Raw genomic sequence first — 17,824 nt, forward strand, 5'->3', positions numbered from 1 at the left:
AGACCGGCCGTCCCACGGCGCGGTGCTCGTTTGCAGAAACATACCGCGTGGTCGGTATGCTTGTCACCACCTCGCGGTCCCCGGTCTCACCGCCACGTGGATCGCGAAGAGGTACGTCTCCGCCGACAGGCGGCGCATCACGACGAGGAGGTCGGATGAAGATCACCGGGGCCGTGCTCGAGGTCTCGGGCGCGCAGGCGCCGTTCGCGGCGTCGCACCCGTTCACGATCGGCGAGGTCGAGCTCGACCCGCCCGGAGCGGGCGAGATCCTCGTGCGCATCGAGGCTGCCGGCGTCTGCCATTCCGACCTCAGCGTCGTCGACGGCAACCGCGTGCGCCCGGTGCCGATGCTCCTCGGTCACGAGGCCGCCGGGATCGTCGAGCGCCTCGGCGACCACGTGACCGATCTCGCCCCGGGGGATCGGGTGGTCATGACCTTCCTCCCCCGCTGCGGGGAGTGCGAGGGATGCCGGTCCCACGGCCGCCTGCCGTGCGTGGCGGGCTCCGCCGCCAACAGCGCCGGCACGCTGCTCGGCGGCGGCGTCCGGCTGCACCGCGGCGGGGCCGGCGAGCAGCAGAGCGTGCACCACCACCTGGGCGTCTCGGCGTTCGCGACGCACGCCGTCGTCAGCCGCAGCTCGGTGGTCCGCGTCGACCCCGACGTGCCGCCGGAGGTCGCCGCGCTGCTCGGCTGCGCCGTGCTCACCGGCGGCGGCGCGGTCGTCAACGCCGGACGTCCCGAGCCGGGGGCGCGGGTGGCGGTGGTCGGCCTGGGCGGCGTCGGCATGGCGGCGCTCCTCGTCGCCGTCGCGCTCGGGCACGAGGTCGTCGGCGTCGACACCGTTCCCGCCAAGCTCGACCTCGCGCGCGAATGCGGCGCCGCCGCGGCGCTGACGCCCGCGGAGGCGCTCGCCGACGGCATCCGGTGTCCGCTCGTCGTCGAAGCGGCCGGATCGGCGCGGGCGTTCGAGACCGCTGTCGCGCTCACCTCCCCCGGCGGCACCACCGTCACCGTGGGGCTGCCCGCGCCCGACGCGCGCGCGGACGTCTCGCCGCTGCAGCTGACCGCCGAGGCCCGCACGATCGTCGGCAGCTACCTCGGGTCGGCGGTGCCGAGCCGAGACATCCCCCGCTACGTCGACCTGTGGCGCGCGGGCCGCCTGCCCCTGGAGCGGCTGGTGTCGTCGCGCATCCGGCTCGACGAGCTCGACGCGGCCATGGACCGCCTCGCCGCCGGCGGCGAGCTGCGGCAGCTCATCGTCTTCGACCACCCCACCCCCGAGAGGAACCCCGCATGACCAGAACCGCCATCGTCACCGGTGCCGCACGCGGCATCGGCGCCGCCACCGCCCAGCGTCTTTCCGCCGACGGGTTCGCCGTCGCCGTGCTCGACCTCGACGAGGCCGCCTGCGCCGCCACGGTCGCGTCGATCGTGGATGCCGGCGGCCGCGCGATCGCCGTCGGCGCGAACGTCGCCGACGCGGCGTCGGTCGAGCGTGCCGTCGCGCGCGTCGTCGACGAGCTCGGCGCGCCGACCGTGCTGGTGAACAACGCCGGGATCATCCGCGACAACCTGCTGTTCAAGATGACCGAGGACGACTGGGACGCCGTCCTGGCCGTGCACCTGCGCGGCGCGTTCCTCATGTCGCGCGCGGTGCAGGAGCACCAGGTCGCCGCGCGCTGGGGCCGGATCGTCAACCTGTCGAGCACCTCCGCGCTCGGCAACCGCGGGCAGGCGAACTACGCCGCCGCCAAGGCAGGCATGCAGGGCTTCACCAAGACGCTCGCGATCGAGCTCGGCCGCTACGGCGTCACCGCGAACGCGATCGCGCCGGGGTTCATCGTCACCGACATGACCCGGTCCACCGCCGAGCGCATGGGCGTGCCCTTCGAGGACTTCGTCGCGCATGCGGCCGCCGAGATCCCGGTCCAGCGCGCAGGGACCCCCGACGACATCGCGGCGGCCGCCTCGTTCTTCTGCTCCGAAGAGGCGGGATTCGTGTCGGGCCAGGTGCTGTACGTGGCGGGCGGACCGCGCGCATGAGCATCGCCGTCGCCTCCCCCGACGCCCTGCCCGACGTGATCGGCGCCGCGGCGACCGGCGACTGGTTCGCCATCGACCAGGACCGCATCGCCGCCTTCGCCGACGCGACCGAGGACTGGCAGTGGATCCACCTCGACGCCGAGCGCGCCGCGGCCGGACCGTTCGGCGCCACGATCGCGCACGGCTACCTGACGCTGTCGCTGCTGCCGCGGCTCACGCAGGGGCTGCTCGAGGTCGGCGGCACCGGGATGGTCGTCAACTACGGCCTCGACAAGGTCCGCTTCCTGCAGGCGGTGACGGTCGGCTCGCGCGTGCGGGCGGTGACCGAGGTCGCCTCGGCCGAGCCGACGCCGCAGGGCTGGCGCGCCGGGCTGCGCACCACGGTCGAGCTCGAGGGCTCAGCGCGGCCCGCCCTGATCGCCGAGACGGTGGCCCTCTTCGTACCGGAGCAGTGACGTCCCCGCGCGGCGACGTCCCCGAGCAGTGAGAGGATGCCGGCGGCCGCGGCCGCCGGCATCCCTCGCTGTTCGTCACGCGGGGTGGGCCAGCGTGTCGCGGATCGTCGGCGTGAGCTCACGCGCGAGGTCGCGCGCGAGGAACCCGAGGCCGATCCGGTCGGTCAGACGGTCGCCCGCCCGCGCATGCGACCACGCGCCCCATACCGCGGCGCGCTCGGTGCCGGTGCCGCGGGCGGCGAAGCCGGCGATCGCGCCGGCGAGCACGTCGCCGCTCCCTGACGTGCCGAGCCCGCCGCCTCCCCCGTCCACACGCCAGGCGGCACCGCCGGAGGCGCCGACGACGCCGTAGCAGTTGACGACCGCGTCGTAACGCGCGGCGATCTCGCGCACGGCCGTCGCGTCGCCGGTCTCGACCTCGCGGCCGAGGAGGATCGCCGCCTCGTCCTTGTTGGGGCTCAGGATGACGGCATCCGGCAGCATCCCGCGGTCGAGGTGCGGCAGGGCGCCCAGCGCGTAGGCGTCGAGCACGACGCATCGCGGCGCGGCCGCGGCGACGGAGAGGAGCGTGGCGCGGGTCTCGTCGGAGTCGTCGAACCCGGGGCCGACGAGCACGGCGTCGGCGGTCGCCACCCGCTCGGACAGTCCCTCGTCGAACGGCTCGGCGGCGTCGTCCGGCAGCGCGAAGACCCCCGCCTCAGGCAGCGCCACGCCGATCTGAGCGTCGATGGAACGCGGCACGGCCAGCGCGACTCTGCCGGCGCCGACGCGCAGCGCGGCTTCACCGGCGAGCAGCACCGCCCCCGGCGAACTCCGCGACCCGCCGACGACGATGACGTCGCCCCGGGTCTTCTTGGATTCGCCCGGGCTCGGCAGTCCCCATGCCCGCAGCAGGGCGGGCGTGACGTGCTCAACGCGGTTCGACATCGGGGCTCCCGGGGTGCGCGGTGACGTCGGCTCCTTCGCGGCGCAGGTGTCCGACGTCCGAGAACGCCGTGAGCTGCCAGCCGCGCTCCCCGCGGGTCAGCTGCGTCACCGAGGCGTTGAGCACCACGTGGTCCGTCGCGAACTCGAGCAACTCCTCCTCGCCCATCGGCAGCAGGATGTACAGGACGAGCATGACGACCGCGTCGTGGGCGACGAGCAGCGCGCGCTCGTGGGGTCCGTCGAGCACGTCCCGCAGGAACGACCTCAGCCGCAAGGCGACGTCGGCCCAGGACTCCCCGCCCGGCGGCCGGTGATAGAACTTGCCGAGGTGCCGCCGGCGCGCCATCTCCTCCGGGTGCCGGCGGGCGACCCCGCGCCGGGTGAGCAGGTCGAGCACGCCCAGTTCGCGATCGCGGATCCGCTCGTCGACGACGACCGCGGCATCCTGTCCGTCGCCGCCGAGGGCGATCGCCAAGGTCTCGCGCGCCCGCAGGTACGGCGAGACCCAGTACGCGTCGAGCTCGCCTCTGCGCGGGGCGAGCCACTCGCCGAGCGCGAGCGCCTGCTCCCGTCCCGTCTCCGACAGCGGCACATCGGCGTCGCGCACGTCGAGCGGGATCACGTCGAGTCCCTCGACCTCTGCCCGCGACGCCGCCACGTTGCCGATGCTCTCGCCATGCCGCGCCAGCCACAGCTCCTTCACTGCCATGGCGCCAGGCTAGTGACCTCATCGCAGCGGTCCGGACCCGTTGACAACCGGATCGCAAACCCTCCGTCGCCCGTGGCGCCGGACCCGGCGGTCACACGCGCTCGAGCACCATCGCCATGCCCTGACCGCCGCCGACGCACATCGTCTCGAGGCCGAAGCGGCCACCGGTGGCGGCGAGGCCGTTGATGAGCGTCGAGGTGATGCGCGCGCCGGTCATGCCGAAGGGATGCCCGACCGCGATCGCACCGCCGTGCACGTTGAGCCGCTCGGGGTCGACGCCCAGCTCCTGCGCGGACGGGATCACCTGGGCCGCGAACGCCTCGTTGATCTCGACGAGGTCGATGTCGTCGATCGACAGGCCGGCGAGCGCCAGCGCGCGCCGCGACGCCTCCACCGGCCCGAGGCCCATGATCTCGGGCGACAGCCCCGAGACGCCGGTCGACACGATGCGCGCGAGCGGCTGCAGGCCGAGCTCGTCGACGACGCGCTCCGACACGACCACCACCGCGGCCGCGCCGTCGTTCAGGGGGCAGCAGTTGCCCGCCGTCACGGTGCCGTCCGGCCGGAACACCGGGTCGAGCGCTGCGAGAACCTCGATCGTGACGCCCGGGCGCGGGCCGTCGTCCGCAGCGACGACGGTGCCGTCGTCGAGCGTGACGGGCGTGATGTCGCCCGCCCAGAACCCCGAGGCGATCGCCGCCTCGGCGCGCTGCTGCGAGCGAGCGGCGAACGCGTCCTGCTCCTCGCGCGAGATGCCGCGCAGCCGCGCCACGTTCTCGGCCGTCTGCCCCATCGCGATGTACGGGTCGGGCAGTGCGCCTGCGGCGCGCGGGTCGTCCCACCCTGCTGCCCCGGCCCCGGCTCGGGCGGCGGTGCGCTGCTGCGCGTCCGAGAACGCCGGGTTGACGGCATCCGGAGGATCCGACGCGCCCGCGCCGTACCGCGACACGGCCTCCACGCCTGCCGAGACGAACACGTCGCCCTCGCCTGCCTTGATGGCGTGGAAGGCCATGCGCGTCGTCTGCAGCGACGACGAGCAGTACCGGTTGACGGTGGTGCCCGGCACGGCGTCCCAGCCGAGCAGCACCGCGACGATGCGGGCGAGGTTGAAGCCCTGCTCGCCGGCGGGCTGGCCGCAGCCGACCAGCAGGTCGTCGATGCGCGCGGGGTCGAGCTCCGGCACGCGGTCGAGCGCCGCCTGCACCATGCGGGCGGCGAGGTCGTCGGGTCGCACGCCGGCGAGCGATCCCTTGCGGGCGCGCCCGATCGGCGAGCGCGCGGTGGCCACGATGTATGCCTCGGTCATGGGGTTCCTTTCGTGTTCTTCTGTCGACGACGTGCGTCCTCGCCGAATCCGCACGTCATTCGCGGCGACGACATGCGTGCTCGGCGACGACGTGCGTCCTCGACAGGGGAGAGGTGGATGCCGCGGCTCAGACGAACGCCGCGATGCCGGTGATCGCGCGGCCGACGATGAGCGAGTTCATGTCGTACGTGCCCTCGAACGTGTAGACCGCCTCCGCGTCGGCGAAGTACCGGGCGATGCCGTAGCCGGCGGGGATGCCCAGCTGCTCCTGTCCGCCGAGCTGCACGCCGTTGCCGCCGCAGATCTCGCGGCACAGCGCGACCGTCTCGCGCACCCGCGCGCTCACGAACGCCTTGGCCATGGCCGAGTGGTGGTCCTGCTGCTCCCCGGCGTCCTGCAACTGCGACACCCGCACGCACATGCCGATGCAGGCGGTGATGTTCGCCAGCGCGTCGGCCAGCTTCTGCTGCACGAGCTGGAACGACGCGATCGGCTTGCCGAACTGCACGCGCGCGTTCGCGTAGGCGACCGCGCACTCGTACGCGCCGACCGCCACCCCGAGCGCCTGCCAGGCCACCTGTGCGCGGGTGATGCGCAGCACCGTGGCGAGGTCGCGGAAGCCGTCGATGCGCTGCAGTCGATCGGCCTCCGGCACGACGACGTCGCGCAGCACGATGTCGGCATTCTCGACGGTGCGCAGCGACTGCTTGCGCTCGATCTTGGTGGCGGTGAAGCCGGGCGTCGGCGTGCGGACCAGGAACCCCTTGACCTGCTGGTCGGCGACGTCGCGCGCCCAGATGACGACGAGGTCGGCGAACGCGCCGTTGCCGATCCAGCGCTTGGCGCCGTTGAGCACCCACTCGTCGGTCCCGTCGGCGCGGGTGCGGCGCTCGGCCGTGGTCTCGAGTCCCTTCGCCGTGTCGGAGCCGTGGCCGGGCTCGGTGAGCCCGAAGCACGCGATCTGCTCGCCGCGGGCGAGGACGGGCAGCCACTCGGCGCGCTGCTCGTCCGACCCGCCGACGGCGATGGATGTCATGGCGAGCCCGGAGTGCACGCCGATGAAGGTCGCCGTGGAAGGATCCGCCCGCGAGATCTCCATCGCCACCCAGCCGCGGAACACGTTGCTGTTCTCGAACGTGCGGGTCTCGGCGAACGCGTTGCCGTACAGGCCGAGCTCCGCGATGCGCGGCACGAGATGGCGCGGGCTCTCGGCACGGTCCCAGTGGTCGTCGGCGAACGGGCGCACCTCGGTCTCGAGGAACTCGCGGATCTCGCGCAGCGCCCGCTGCTCGGGCTCGGTCAGCAGGGTCTGGAAGCTGTAGAAGTCCGCGTCGAGCACATCGGCGGGCCGGGCGTGCGCCTCGGTGTCGGCGGTCGGGGTCAGGGTGAACGTCATCGTCTCTCCTCAGGTCGTGGGAACGAGTATGCAACACTTTCGAATATGTTGCACGTCGGTGCGTGAGCGCGGGTAGAGTTCCGGCATGACCCGGACGGCGACCCACACGGCCCCCGCCACGATCGCGACGGTGGGGACGGATGCCGCCCCCTCGTGGCTCTCGGAGCGCCTGGCCGACGGCATCCATTCCGACGCGCGGCGCGCGTTCGACGCGGCGCGCGAGACCTTCATCGCCGGGCGGCGGATCGACATGACCGCGCTCGCGGGGGCGCTCGGGGTGGACCGCACGTCGCTCTTCCGCTGGGTCGGCAACCGCGACGCGCTGCTCAGCGAGGTGCTGTGGTCGCTCGCGATCCCGACGCTCGTGCAGGCCGAGCATGCCGCAGCCGAGGCGAGCGGCGCCGACCGGATTGCCGCGATCCTCACGCACTTCGTCGACGACCTCATCACGGCCGAGTACTTCCGCTCGTTCCTGCGGCGGGAGCCCGCCCGCGCACTGCGGCTGCTCACGACGAAAGAGAGCCCCATCCAGCGGCGCTACGTCGCGACCGCCGACTGGCTCGTGCGCCGCGACCTCGGTGCCGAGCCGCTCGGCGGTGCCATCGACTCCGCCGACCTGGCGTACATCCTGGTGCGTCTGTCGGAGTCGTTCACGTACGCCGACCTGATCTCGGGCGACGTGCCCAGCGCCGAGCGAGCGCGCGTCGCGTTCCGCCTGCTGCTGCGAGCGGACGCCTGATGCCGGGCTTCGTCGCCCGCGAGCCCTTCGCGACGCGCTGGAACGACAACGACCAGTACGGCCACCTCAACAACACGATCTACTACGCCGCGATGGACACGGCGGTCAACGCCTTCATGATCCGCGACGGCGGCCTGAAGCCCGTGGGCGGCACGACGATCGCGCTCTGCGCGGCCTCGTCGTGCGAGTTCCATGCGTCGGCGGGCTTTCCCGAGCCCCTCGAGGTCGGCATCGGCGTGGAGCGCCTCGGCACCACGAGCATCACGTGGGCCCTCGCGATCCTGCGCGCCGGCACCGAGGATGAGATCGCGACGGGCCGGTTCGTGCACGTGTTCGTGGATGCCGAGACCCGCCGCCCGACGCCGGTTCCGGCATCCGTCCGCGCCGCTGTGGAGGCGCGGCGCGCCTGACTCCCCCGTCCGCACGCCCTGCGTTCCGTCGAGGGGTCCGCACACACGCATCAGGTTCGCAACAAACCGACCATCCGGTATGCTTCTGTCCACGGCCCGCCGATGGGACGTGGAGAGAGTCGACGATGACCGCAGTCCCGGGATTGGATGCCGGCGGCCTCAGCGCCTGGCTGGCCGAGGCGCACCCCGACCTGGCGCGCGACGAGCTCACCGCGACGGTGATCGCCGGCGGACGCAGCAACCTCACCTACGCCGTCGACGGCGCGGCGATCCCGCTCATCGTGCGGCGCCCGCCGCTGGGGCACGTGCTGTCGAGCGCGCATGACATGCGGCGCGAGCACCGGGTCATCTCCGCCCTCGCGCCGACACCCGTGCCCGTCCCCCGCGCGATCGATGTCGTGGACGACACGGCCGAGCACCGCGTGACGGGCACGGTGTTCTTCGTCATGGAGCGGGCACCCGGCCGCGTGCTGGCCCACCGCGCGCAGAACACCGCGTACTCCGCCGACGCCCTGCACGGTCTGAGCCTCGAGCTGGCGCGGCACCTGGCCGACCTGCACGCGGTCGACCCCGACGCCGTCGGCCTCGGTGACTTCGGGCGCCCCGGCGGGTACCTGCAGCGCCAGCTCGCCACGTGGCGGCGGCAGCTGGACGCGTCGCGCTCGCGCGAGACCGCGCAGCTGGACCTGCTGCGAGAGAGCCTGGCCGCCGGCATCCCCCGTTCCTCCCGCTCGGGAATCGTCCACGGCGACTACCGGCTCGACAACGCGCTCGTGATCGACGACGGCGACGAGCCCCGGGTCGCGGCGATCCTCGACTGGGAGATGGCGACGCTCGGCGACCCGCTCGTCGACCTCGGCATCCTCGCCCTGTACTGGAACATCGCCGACCTTCCCGGCGGCGACGGCGCGGTGCCGAGCGCCGTGGATCCTGCCGCCGGGTACGCGTCGTTCGACGAGCTCGTCGAGGCGTACGCCGAGCGCGCCGGCATCGCCGTGCCCGATCTGCGCTGGTACCGCGCTTTCGCCGCCTACAAGCTCGCGGTGATCCTCGAGGGCATCCACTACCGCTTCCAGGCCGGCGCGACCGTCGGCGAGGGGTTCGAGCGCATGGGTGCGCTCGTCGAGCCGCTCGCCGCCGTCGGCCGCCGCACGCTCGACGCCCGCACACGCGACACACCCACGGAGGTGCACTGATGGACTTCGCTCCCGATGCCACGTCACAGGATTTCGCCGGCCGTGCCCGCGCCTTCCTCGACGAGCTCGTGCTGCCCGCCGAGCCCGTGCTCGACGCGCAGCTCGCCGCCACGCCGGACGAGTGGGGCGTGCGTCCGGTCGTGCGCGACCTGCAGCGCGAGGCCCGCGCCCGAGGGCTGTGGAATCTCTTCCTCCCCGGCGAGCGCGGCGCGGGCCTCAGCAACCTGCAGTACGCGTCCGTCGCCGAGGTCACCGGCTGGAGCCCGCGGCTCGCACCGGCAGCGTTCAACTGCGCGGCTCCCGACACCGGCAACATGGAGGTGCTGAACGAGTTCGGCACGCCCGCCCAGCAGGAGCGGTGGCTCGAACCGCTGCTCGATGCCCGCATCCGGTCGGCGTTCTGCATGACCGAGCCCGACGTCGCCTCGTCCGACGCGACGAACATCGGCACCCGCATCCGCCGCGACGGCGACCACTACGTCATCACCGGCCGCAAGTGGTGGTCGACGGGCGCGATGAACCCCGACGCCGCGATCTTCATCGTGATGGGCCAGACCGATCCCGACGCGCCCCGGCACCGGCAGCAGTCGATGATCCTGGTGCCGCGAGACACCCCTGGGGTGCGCATCGTGCGCCCGCTGACGGTCTTCGGCTACGACGACCGCGATCACGGCGGCCACGCCGAGGTCGCGTTCGACGATGTGCGCGTGCCCGCGGCGAACCTCATCGCCGGCGAGGGCGAGGGATTCGCGATCGCGCAGGCCCGCCTCGGGCCCGGCCGCATCCACCACTGCATGCGCGCCCTCGGGATGGGCGAGCGCGCTCTGGCGCTGATGGTCGCGCGCGCCGGCGAGCGCCACGCGTTCGGCGGACCGCTGTCGGAGCAGGGCGTCGTGCGCGAGTGGATCGCCGAGGCGCGCATCCAGCTGGAGTCGCTGCGCCTGCTCGTGCTCAAGACGGCCTGGCTCATGGACACCGTGGGCAACCGCGGCGCGATGACCGAGATCCAGGCCATCAAGATCGCCGTGCCGCGCGCCGTGCAGCAGATCATCGACCGCGCGATCCAGCTGCACGGCGGCGCCGGGGTCTCGTCCGACACCCCGCTGGCCGAGCTGTACGCCGGCATCCGGTCGCTGCGCATCGCCGATGGACCCGACGAAGTGCATCTGGCGAGCCTCGGCCGCGCGCAGCTGCGCATGTGACGAAGGATGCCGCCGCCCGGGCGTGACGCACGGCCCGGGGCGGCGGCATCCACCCCCTCCCCCTCAGCCGTCGAAGGAGACTGCGATGAACCACCCCACCGACCCGGCGATCGACGGGCCCGGCTTCACGACGCTGTCGGTCGCGAGCATCCTGGCCGAGTCGGCCGTGCGCCACGCGGACCGTCCGGCGCTGCACTTCGCGGGCACGACCACCACGTACCGCGAGCTGTGGGACCAGACGCGCGCGTACGCCGGCGCGCTGCGCGCACGCGGCATCGGGCGCGGCGACCGCGTGGCGATGATCGTGCCCAACGTGCCCGACTTCGCCCGCGTGTACTACGCCGTGCTGTCGCTCGGCGCGATCGTCGTTCCCGTGCACCTGCTGCTGAAGGCCGACGAGATCGCGTACGTGCTGCGCGACGCGGGCGCCGACCTGCTGGTGGCCGCCGCACCGCTGCTGGGCGAGGCGGCACCCGCCGCCGCGACGGCCCGTGTGCCGCTGGTCACCGTGCTGCTGCCGGCATCGTCCGAGGCCGGGCTCCCCCGACTTGAGGCCGAGGCCGCCGCGGCGACGCCCATCGTCCGCCACGAGCCGGTGAGTCCGCTCGACGCCGCGACCATCCTGTACACGAGCGGCACCACCGGAACCCCCAAGGGCGCCGTCGGATCGCACCTGTCGATCGTCGAGCAGGTGCACACGACGCTCATCGACGCGTTCGACCTGCGGGCGGACGACATCGTGTTCGGCGGACTGCCCCTGTTCCACACCTTCGGTCAGACAGCCGTGATGAACATCGCGCTGCGGGTCGGGGCATCCGTCATCCTGCTCCCGCGCTTCGACCCCGACGAGGCTCTCGCCCTCACCGCCTCCCTCGGGGCGACCGTGTTCACGGCGGTGCCCACGATGTACGTCGGCATGCTCGAGGCCGCCCGCCGCTCCCCGGAGCGCCCGCCGCTGCGGTACGCCGTCTCGGGCGGTGCGGCCCTGCCGGTCGCCGTGCTGGAGGCCTTCCGCGACGCCTTCGGCGCCGACGTGCACGAGGGGTACGGGCTCACCGAGACCGCGCCGACGGTCTCGTCCAACCCGCTCGGGCAGCCCATCCGCCCGGGGACCGTCGGACGCCCGCTGTGGGGCGTCGACGTCGCGATCGCCGACCCCGAGGTCGAGGACGCCGTCGCGCTGCTCGACGACCCCGATGCGCTCGGCGAGATCGTGGTGCGCGGCCACAACCTGTTCAAGGGATACCTCGGCCGCCCGGACGCCTCCGCCGACGCCGTCGTCGACGGCTGGTTCCGCACGGGAGACCTGGGCACCTGCGTCGACGGCGTGCTCACGATCGTCGACCGCAAGAAGGACATGATCGTCCGCTCGGGCTACAACGTGTACCCCACGGAGGTCGAGGCGGTGCTCGCACGGCACCCCGGCGTCGCCGTCGCGGCGGTGTTCGGCGTGGCCGACGACGTGCGGGGCCAGGAGGTGCACGCCGCGGTGGTCGCTCACGAGGGTGTCGCGCTGGAGCCGGACGACGTGGTGGCCTTCGCGCGCGAGCGCATCGCCGCGTACAAGTACCCGCGCGTGGTCCACGTCGTGCCGTCGCTGCCCCTCGGGGCCAGCGGCAAGGTGCTCAAGCGCGAGCTCGTCGCCCAGTTCACCCCGGTGGTCTGAGCCGCGGGCCCCGGCACGAGCTCGGCGCGCAGCATCCACCCCTCCTCAACAGGTCAACCGGGCTTCTGCAGGAGGAATCAGCGCGATCCGTCCTGAAAAGGCCCGGTTGACCTGTTGAAGCGACGGGTGCGGGGTGGGGCATGGGGCAGTGGATGCCGGCGGCCGGTGCCGCGGGCGCGCCCGGACGCACAAAGCGCGCCCGTAGCACCCGGCTCCTTTCTCCGGCCGCCCACGGGCGCGACCCCGGGCCCCCGGCATCCCGCCCCACCACTCCGGAAATCGGACGATCCCGCGCTTTCCGGACCATTCCACCCACCCACTCCGGAAACACCCGCGAACTCCGAAATTCGGACCCGCACCGCGACAAAGGCCTGGATCGCTTCCGCAGCGAAGCAACCCGACGGCGAAGCGGCCCGGGCCCCGCACAGGGACCCGGGCCGCTTCGCCGGGGGGATCAGCTGCCGGGCACTCCCTCGCCCGACAGTTCGACGGGCGCGGGGTCGACCGAGGTCACGGTGCCGCCGTCGACCGCGTATGTGGCGCCGACGTAGTCCTGCACGCCCTGGTCGACGGCGGTGATGCCGACACCGAGGTAGGCCGCGTGGCTGTCTTCGCCGAACGAGAGGGGAAGGATGCCGTTGCCGGCGAGGCCGCCCGATGCGACGGCCTCGACGAGCGACTCGCGGGTCGGGTTCTCTCCGGCGGCCTCGAGCGCCTCGGCGAAGAGGTACGCGACGCTCATGCCGTAGATCGTGTTGCCGTCGAACGGTGCGCCGTCGTTGTAGTCGTCGTTGATCTGACGGAACAGCGACACCCAGTCCGAGTCCCCGCCGAGCGACGGCAGGTAGTTCGTGCCGACGAGTCCCTGCAGCAGCTTCGGCCCGACGTCCTCGCCGAGGTATCCCACGAGCGTCGGGTAGTCGGCGCCGGACGACGACGAGAACCACATCGGGAACCACCCCATCTTGGCGGCGGTCCCGAGCGCCAGGGCGGTGAACCCGTTGATCGTGCCGAGGATGTTGATCTCGCAGCCCGCGGCCTTGAGCGCCCCGATCTGCGCCGCGACGTCCCGGTTCGACACCGAGTACCGCTCGACATGGGCCAGCCCGTCGGCCCCGAGGGCGAGCTGGGCGCCCTCGATCATCTCGTCGCCGAAGTCGTCGTCCTGACCGAGCAGGCACACCACCTTGTCGGGGTACTCGTCCGCGGCGTACTGCGCGAGCGCCGCCCCCTCGACCACGTAGTCCGCGTTGAATCCGAACGTGTACGGGAACTTCTCGGGCTGATTCCAGCTCGTGGATCCGGACGCGACGAACAGGTCGGGCACCTCGTTCTGGGTGAGGTACTCGAGCACCGCCGTGTGCGTCGGGGTGCCGAGGCCGTTGACGATGGCGAAGACCTCGTCCTCCTGCACGAGTTCGCGCACCACGGTCTGCGTGGTCGCCGGGTTGTAGCCGTCGTCCTTGACGAGATAGTCGATCGTGCGGCCGTGCACGCCGCCCTTGTCGTTCAGGTACGCGAAATACGCGGTCGCCGCGGCCGAGATCGACGAGTACCCGGCGGCGGCAGGTCCTGTCAGCGGCGTGTGCGTGCCGATCGTCACGGTGTCGTCGCTGACGCCGGGCACGTTCTCTTCGCCGGCGCTGGGCGCGGCCGGCGTGCTGCATCCGGCAAGCGCGACGACGACGGCGGCGGCGGCGCCGACGGTCGCCGCGACGCGGCGGGTGAAGGTGTGCTGTGACATGGTCACCTCTTTCTGTGTGGTGTGGGTGGTGCGGGTTCGAGTTCCGATTCGGGATGCCGCGGCTCGGCGCGGTCCGGTGCCCCGTGCTCCGTCGCCTGTGCCGGGGCGCGCGACGAGAGGTCTTCGCGCGGCTCCGCGGGACGCGGCGGGGACGTGTCCCTTCGCGGACCCGAATGGCCGGGCTCGGTCGGGCCCCGGTCCGCAGATCCGCCGAGGCCTGCGACCGCCCCGGGGGTCGGGCGCGGGTCTGCGACCGCACAGGGTGCCGAGCCCGGTCCTGCGACCGCCCCGGGCGCCGGACCCGGGTCGGCGGAGGCCGCGGAAGTGGCCGCCACGCGCCGCCGCCGCAGTCGCGGCCGCAGCCGCAGACTCGCGAGGCCGCCGGGCCGCAGGAGCGTCACGACGATGAGCAGCAGGCCGAAGACGAGGATCGACAGGTTGCCCGACAGGCGCTGCTGCGCCTCGGCGGGCAGTGGCAGGGCATCGGCTGCGACGGCGAGCACCCAGGGCAGCAGCACGATGAGGGCAGACCCGATGGCGGCGCCGCCGATGCTGCCCAGGCCGCCGAGCACGACGGCGACCACCAGCAGCAGCGAGAACGCGAGCGTGTACGCGCCGGGGCTGACGGACTGGCTCACGAAGCACAGCACGGCGCCTCCCGCGCCGGCCGCGAGGGAGCTCACGGTGAAAGCGCCGACCTTGACGCGTCCGGGGCGCACGCCGTTCAGGCGCGCGGCCGTCTCGTCGTCGCGCACGGCGCGCACGCGCAGGCCGGTGCGTCCGCGCGCATAGATCGCAAGGCCTGTCACGACGACACCGGCGACGAGGATCGCGACCCACGCCTGCCACTGCTCCACGGCGATGAGCCGTTCGAGCAGCGGCGGCACGGCGTCGTAGCCGGTCTGCACGCCCTGGTCGCCGCGCAGCACCCCCGAGAACACGGCGGCGACGGCGGGCACCGCGATCACGAGCGCGAGGGTGACGCCGGCGAGGTACGGTCCGCGCAGCCGCGCGGCGGCAAGGCCGAGCAGCCAGCCGATCACCCCGGCGACGGCCATGGCCGTGACCATCGACACCAGGAATCGCGGGATGCCGGTGGCCCCGGCATCCGTCATCGCATTCGCCGTGAGGGCATAGCCATAGCCGCCCGCGGCCATGAGCGCCGCCTGGCCGAGCGAGAGCTGCCCCGAGCGGCCGATGAGGACGGTGAGTCCGGCCGTCGCGCAGAAGTACGCCGCCACGGTCGCGAGCTGGAAGTTGCGGTACGGGTCGAGCAGGAACGTGCCGCCGATCGCGAGCACGGTGAACAGCGCGCCGAAGGCGAGGGGGCGAGGGATGCCGCGCCGCGGCGTCGAGCGGGCGGTCATGCGCTGCGCGCCTCTCGCAGTGAGAACAGTCCGCCGGGCCGCAGCAGCAGCACCGCCACCAGCAGCACGAGCACGCCGATGGGCGCGACGGTCGCACCGAGGTAGCCGGTGACGAGTGTCATCGCCACGCCGACGACGAGGCCGCCGAGCAGCGCTCCCACCGGGGAGTCGAGCCCGCCGACGACCGCGACCGCGAACGCGTAGACGAAGAGCATGTCGGTCGCGTGCGGGTTGAGGCCGAGCTCGGTGGGGACCAGCAGCAGCGCCGCAAGCGCGGCGACGGCGGCCGACAGCATCCATCCGATCGTCACCATGCGGTTCACGCGGACTCCCAGCACGCGCGACACCTCCGGCGCGAACGCCGACGCACGCAGCTGGAGGCCGAGCGAGGTGCGCGTGAACAGCAGCGCGAGCGCGGCCATCACGACGAGCGCCACGACGAGCACGAACACGTCGTACGGCGAGAGCAGCGGCACGCCGCCGACCATGATGGGGCTGTCGTCGAACGGGGGACGCATCGGGCGGTACTGGGCCCCGAAGAGGATGCCGAGCAGAGACTGCAGCACCATCACGAGCCCGATCGCCACGATCACCCCCGCGAGCGGGCTGCTGTGCGGGGCGAAGCGCATGAGCGCGCGCTCGACGACGAACCCGATCGCCGCCCCGGCGAGGATCCCGGCCGCCAGGCCCGCCCAGTACGAGCCTGTGAGCCCCGTGACCGCGAAGGCGATGTAGGCGGCGACGAGCGCCATGGCGCCCTGCGCGAAGTTGACGATGCGGGCCGCGCGCCAGATCAGCACGAGCGACAGGGCGAACAGGGCGAAGATCGCGCCGCGCGCGAGGCCGGTCGCGGAGAGGAACAGCAGTCGGTCCATCAGAATCCCAAGTAGGCGTGGCGGAGGGTCTCGTCGGCGGCAAGGGCCGTGGCCGGGGCGTCGGCGACGACGCGCCCGAGGTCGAGCACGACGCCGCGGTCGGCGATCGACAGGGCGCTCGTGACGTTCTGCTCGGCGAGCAGCACGGTCATGCCGCGCTCGGCGGCCGCCGCCTGCAGCGTCGACATCAGGTGCGCGACGACGAGGGGGGCGAGGCCGAGCGAGGGCTCGTCGAGTGCGAGCAGCACCGGGTCGGCGACGAGGGCGCGACCGAGGGCGAGCATCTGCCGTTCGCCGCCGGACAGCTGGTGTCCGGCGCTGGTGCGCCGTCGGGCGAGCGGCTCGAACATGTCGTACACGCCGGCGATCGCCCGCTCGCGCGCCGCGCCCCGGTGGCGCCACAGGGCGCCCAGGCGGAGGTTCTCGTCGACGGTGAGCTCGGCCACGACGCTCTGCCCGTCGGGAACGAGCGCGAGGCCTCGGCGGGCGCGGTCCTCGGTGCGCAGGGTCGTGAGGTCTTGTCCGTCGAGGGCGACGGTTCCCGAGGTGGAACGCGCGAGTCCTGCGAGCGTGCGCAGCAGCGTCGTCTTGCCCGCGCCGTTCGCGCCGAGCAGGGCGACGACCTCGCCCGGCGCGAGGTCGAACCCGACGCCGTGGAGCACCGGCGCGCCGCCGTAGCCGACGGTGAGGCCTTGGATCGAGAGCGCGCCGCCGCGCGTGCGGGCGGGTGCCGGGGCGCTCATGCGGTCGCCTTCACGCCGAGGTACGCCTCTTCGACGCGCGGGTCGTCGCGCACCTCGTCGGGCGTCCCGCGCGCGATGACGCGGCCGAAGTCGAGCACGACGATGCGGTCGGCCAGGCCCATCACGAAGTCGACGTGGTGCTCGACGAGCAGCACGGCGCAGCCCGTCGCCGCCACGTCGCGCACGACCGTGCCGAGGGCCGCGATGTCGTCCGCACCCAATCCGCCCGCGGGCTCGTCGAGCAGCAGCAGGCGGGGGTCGGTGACGAGCGCCCGGGCCAGCGCCACGCGCTTGCGGTCGGGGTACGAGAGCGCGGCGACGGGGCGCTCGGCGAGCGACTCGAGGTCGCGCGCACGCAGCTGCGCCGCGACGCGTTCGTCCGCGTCGCGGCGGGCGGCGACAGGCAGCAGGACGTTCTCGCGCACGGTGAGTCCGTCGAACAGGCCCAGTCCCTGCAGCGTGCGCGAGACGCCGCGGCCCGTGAGGTCGGACGTGCGCCGCGGCGCGGGCGCGCCGTCGACGCGCACCTCGCCGCGGTGCCGCACGAGGCCGCACACGGTGTTGAAGACCGTCGTCTTGCCCGCGCCGTTGGGCCCGATGAGGGCGACGACCTCGCCCGGACGGACGTCGAACGACACGTCGTCGAGCGCGGTGAGCCCGCCGAACGCGACACTCACGGCGCGCAGCTCGAGCCGGGCTTCGGGGCCTTCGGGGGACGGAGACAGGGGGTTCATCGGCACCTCTTCGTGTCGGGTGCCCCCACTGTAACGCAGAAACCGACCGGGCGGTATGTATCTGTTGCACGATCGTGATGCGACCGGTCCGGGCGCCGCACGCGCGGTGGAGCCGGGCAGTCCTGGGCGGTGCCGCATGACGGCCCGGGGCCGGGCTCCTTCCCGGGCTCGCCCGTCTCCCCCGCTCCGGAATTCGGAGAATCGTGCGCTTTCCGGAGCATCCGCACCGGATGGTCCGGAAACACGGCGATCATCCGATTTCCGGACCCGACGACGCGCCGCGACTGGCGGGGCGGGTGGGCCTGTCTCTT

General features: G+C 73.1%; 17 protein-coding genes. 8 read left to right on the forward strand and 9 right to left on the reverse strand.

Annotated elements, in window-relative coordinates; translation table 11 throughout:
- The first annotated feature begins 155 nt into the window (after nucleotides 1-155).
- Genes JNB62_RS15735 through JNB62_RS15745 form a run of 3 tightly spaced genes read left to right on the forward strand, consistent with a single transcriptional unit; the run spans nucleotide 156 to nucleotide 2,499 of the window.
- Nucleotides 156-1,298: an alcohol dehydrogenase catalytic domain-containing protein gene (locus JNB62_RS15735; protein WP_220301849.1), complete on the forward strand. Its 1,143-nt coding sequence runs from the start codon at nucleotides 156-158 to the stop codon at nucleotides 1,296-1,298.
- Nucleotides 1,295-2,044 (forward strand): SDR family oxidoreductase, encoded by a 750-nt coding sequence (locus JNB62_RS15740; protein WP_220301850.1) that lies wholly within the window; start codon nucleotides 1,295-1,297, stop codon nucleotides 2,042-2,044. Before JNB62_RS15735 ends, JNB62_RS15740 begins: the two co-directional genes overlap by 4 nt.
- The gene (locus tag JNB62_RS15745; protein WP_220301851.1) at nucleotides 2,041-2,499 is read left to right on the forward strand and encodes a MaoC family dehydratase; all 459 of its coding nucleotides are present in this window, start codon (nucleotides 2,041-2,043) and stop codon (nucleotides 2,497-2,499) included. Before JNB62_RS15740 ends, JNB62_RS15745 begins: the two co-directional genes overlap by 4 nt.
- Before the next feature lie 75 nt (nucleotides 2,500-2,574).
- Here the strand turns inward: JNB62_RS15745 and JNB62_RS15750 are convergent, their stop codons facing one another.
- The 4 genes from JNB62_RS15750 to JNB62_RS15765 all read right to left on the reverse strand — a co-directional run bounded on the left by JNB62_RS15750 (nucleotide 2,575) and on the right by JNB62_RS15765 (nucleotide 6,837).
- Nucleotides 2,575-3,426 carry an NAD(P)H-hydrate dehydratase gene (locus tag JNB62_RS15750; protein ID WP_220301852.1) on the reverse strand — a complete coding sequence of 284 codons (852 nt, stop codon included), beginning with the start codon at nucleotides 3,424-3,426 and terminating at the stop codon, nucleotides 2,575-2,577.
- On the reverse strand, nucleotides 3,410-4,135 hold the full coding sequence (locus tag JNB62_RS15755; protein WP_220301853.1) for a histidine phosphatase family protein: 726 nt from the start codon (nucleotides 4,133-4,135) through the stop codon (nucleotides 3,410-3,412). Before JNB62_RS15755 ends, JNB62_RS15750 begins: the two co-directional genes overlap by 17 nt.
- 91 nt (nucleotides 4,136-4,226) lie before the next feature.
- Nucleotides 4,227-5,441: an acetyl-CoA C-acetyltransferase gene (locus JNB62_RS15760; protein ID WP_220301854.1), complete on the reverse strand. Its 1,215-nt coding sequence runs from the start codon at nucleotides 5,439-5,441 to the stop codon at nucleotides 4,227-4,229.
- Nucleotides 5,442-5,568: 127 nt separating this feature from the next.
- Nucleotides 5,569-6,837, reverse strand: coding sequence for an acyl-CoA dehydrogenase family protein (locus JNB62_RS15765; protein ID WP_220301855.1), 1,269 nt, complete (start codon nucleotides 6,835-6,837; stop codon nucleotides 5,569-5,571).
- An 85-nt stretch (nucleotides 6,838-6,922) separates the two neighbouring features.
- Between JNB62_RS15765 and JNB62_RS15770 the strand changes: the two genes are divergently transcribed.
- The 5 genes from JNB62_RS15770 to JNB62_RS15790 all read left to right on the forward strand — a co-directional run bounded on the left by JNB62_RS15770 (nucleotide 6,923) and on the right by JNB62_RS15790 (nucleotide 12,050).
- The gene (locus JNB62_RS15770) at nucleotides 6,923-7,576 is read left to right on the forward strand and encodes a QsdR family transcriptional regulator (RefSeq protein ID WP_220301856.1); all 654 of its coding nucleotides are present in this window, start codon (nucleotides 6,923-6,925) and stop codon (nucleotides 7,574-7,576) included.
- Nucleotides 7,576-7,986, forward strand: coding sequence for an acyl-CoA thioesterase (locus JNB62_RS15775; protein ID WP_220301857.1), 411 nt, complete (start codon nucleotides 7,576-7,578; stop codon nucleotides 7,984-7,986). The genes JNB62_RS15770 and JNB62_RS15775 overlap by 1 nt, the downstream gene beginning before the upstream one ends.
- A 125-nt stretch (nucleotides 7,987-8,111) precedes the next feature.
- Entirely contained in the window at nucleotides 8,112-9,182 is a 1,071-nt protein-coding gene (locus JNB62_RS15780; protein ID WP_220301858.1) for a phosphotransferase family protein, read from the forward strand.
- A complete protein-coding gene (locus tag JNB62_RS15785) occupies nucleotides 9,182-10,384 on the forward strand; it encodes an acyl-CoA dehydrogenase family protein (RefSeq protein ID WP_220301859.1) in 1,203 nt (400 codons plus the stop codon). The genes JNB62_RS15780 and JNB62_RS15785 overlap by 1 nt, the downstream gene beginning before the upstream one ends.
- 85 nt (nucleotides 10,385-10,469) lie before the next feature.
- Nucleotides 10,470-12,050: an AMP-binding protein gene (locus JNB62_RS15790; protein WP_220301860.1), complete on the forward strand. Its 1,581-nt coding sequence runs from the start codon at nucleotides 10,470-10,472 to the stop codon at nucleotides 12,048-12,050.
- Nucleotides 12,051-12,504: 454 nt separating this feature from the next.
- Here JNB62_RS15790 and JNB62_RS15795 read toward each other — a convergent pair whose 3' ends face one another.
- Genes JNB62_RS15795 through JNB62_RS15815 form a run of 5 tightly spaced genes read right to left on the reverse strand, consistent with a single transcriptional unit; the run spans nucleotide 12,505 to nucleotide 17,513 of the window.
- Nucleotides 12,505-13,794, reverse strand: coding sequence for an ABC transporter substrate-binding protein (locus JNB62_RS15795; RefSeq protein ID WP_220301861.1), 1,290 nt, complete (start codon nucleotides 13,792-13,794; stop codon nucleotides 12,505-12,507).
- Nucleotides 13,795-13,796: 2 nt separating this feature from the next.
- Nucleotides 13,797-15,161, reverse strand: a complete 1,365-nt coding sequence (locus tag JNB62_RS15800; protein WP_223231200.1) for a branched-chain amino acid ABC transporter permease — start codon at nucleotides 15,159-15,161, stop codon at nucleotides 13,797-13,799.
- Nucleotides 15,158-16,036, reverse strand: coding sequence for a branched-chain amino acid ABC transporter permease (locus JNB62_RS15805; RefSeq protein ID WP_220301862.1), 879 nt, complete (start codon nucleotides 16,034-16,036; stop codon nucleotides 15,158-15,160). The genes JNB62_RS15800 and JNB62_RS15805 overlap by 4 nt, the downstream gene beginning before the upstream one ends.
- Nucleotides 16,036-16,779 (reverse strand): ABC transporter ATP-binding protein, encoded by a 744-nt coding sequence (locus JNB62_RS15810; protein WP_220301863.1) that lies wholly within the window; start codon nucleotides 16,777-16,779, stop codon nucleotides 16,036-16,038. Before JNB62_RS15810 ends, JNB62_RS15805 begins: the two co-directional genes overlap by 1 nt.
- A complete protein-coding gene (locus JNB62_RS15815; RefSeq protein WP_220301864.1) occupies nucleotides 16,776-17,513 on the reverse strand; it encodes an ABC transporter ATP-binding protein in 738 nt (245 codons plus the stop codon). Before JNB62_RS15815 ends, JNB62_RS15810 begins: the two co-directional genes overlap by 4 nt.
- Nucleotides 17,514-17,824: the final 311 nt, after the last annotated feature.

Source organism: Microbacterium jejuense (assembly GCF_019511665.1).
GTDB lineage: Bacteria > Actinomycetota > Actinomycetes > Actinomycetales > Microbacteriaceae > Microbacterium > Microbacterium jejuense_A.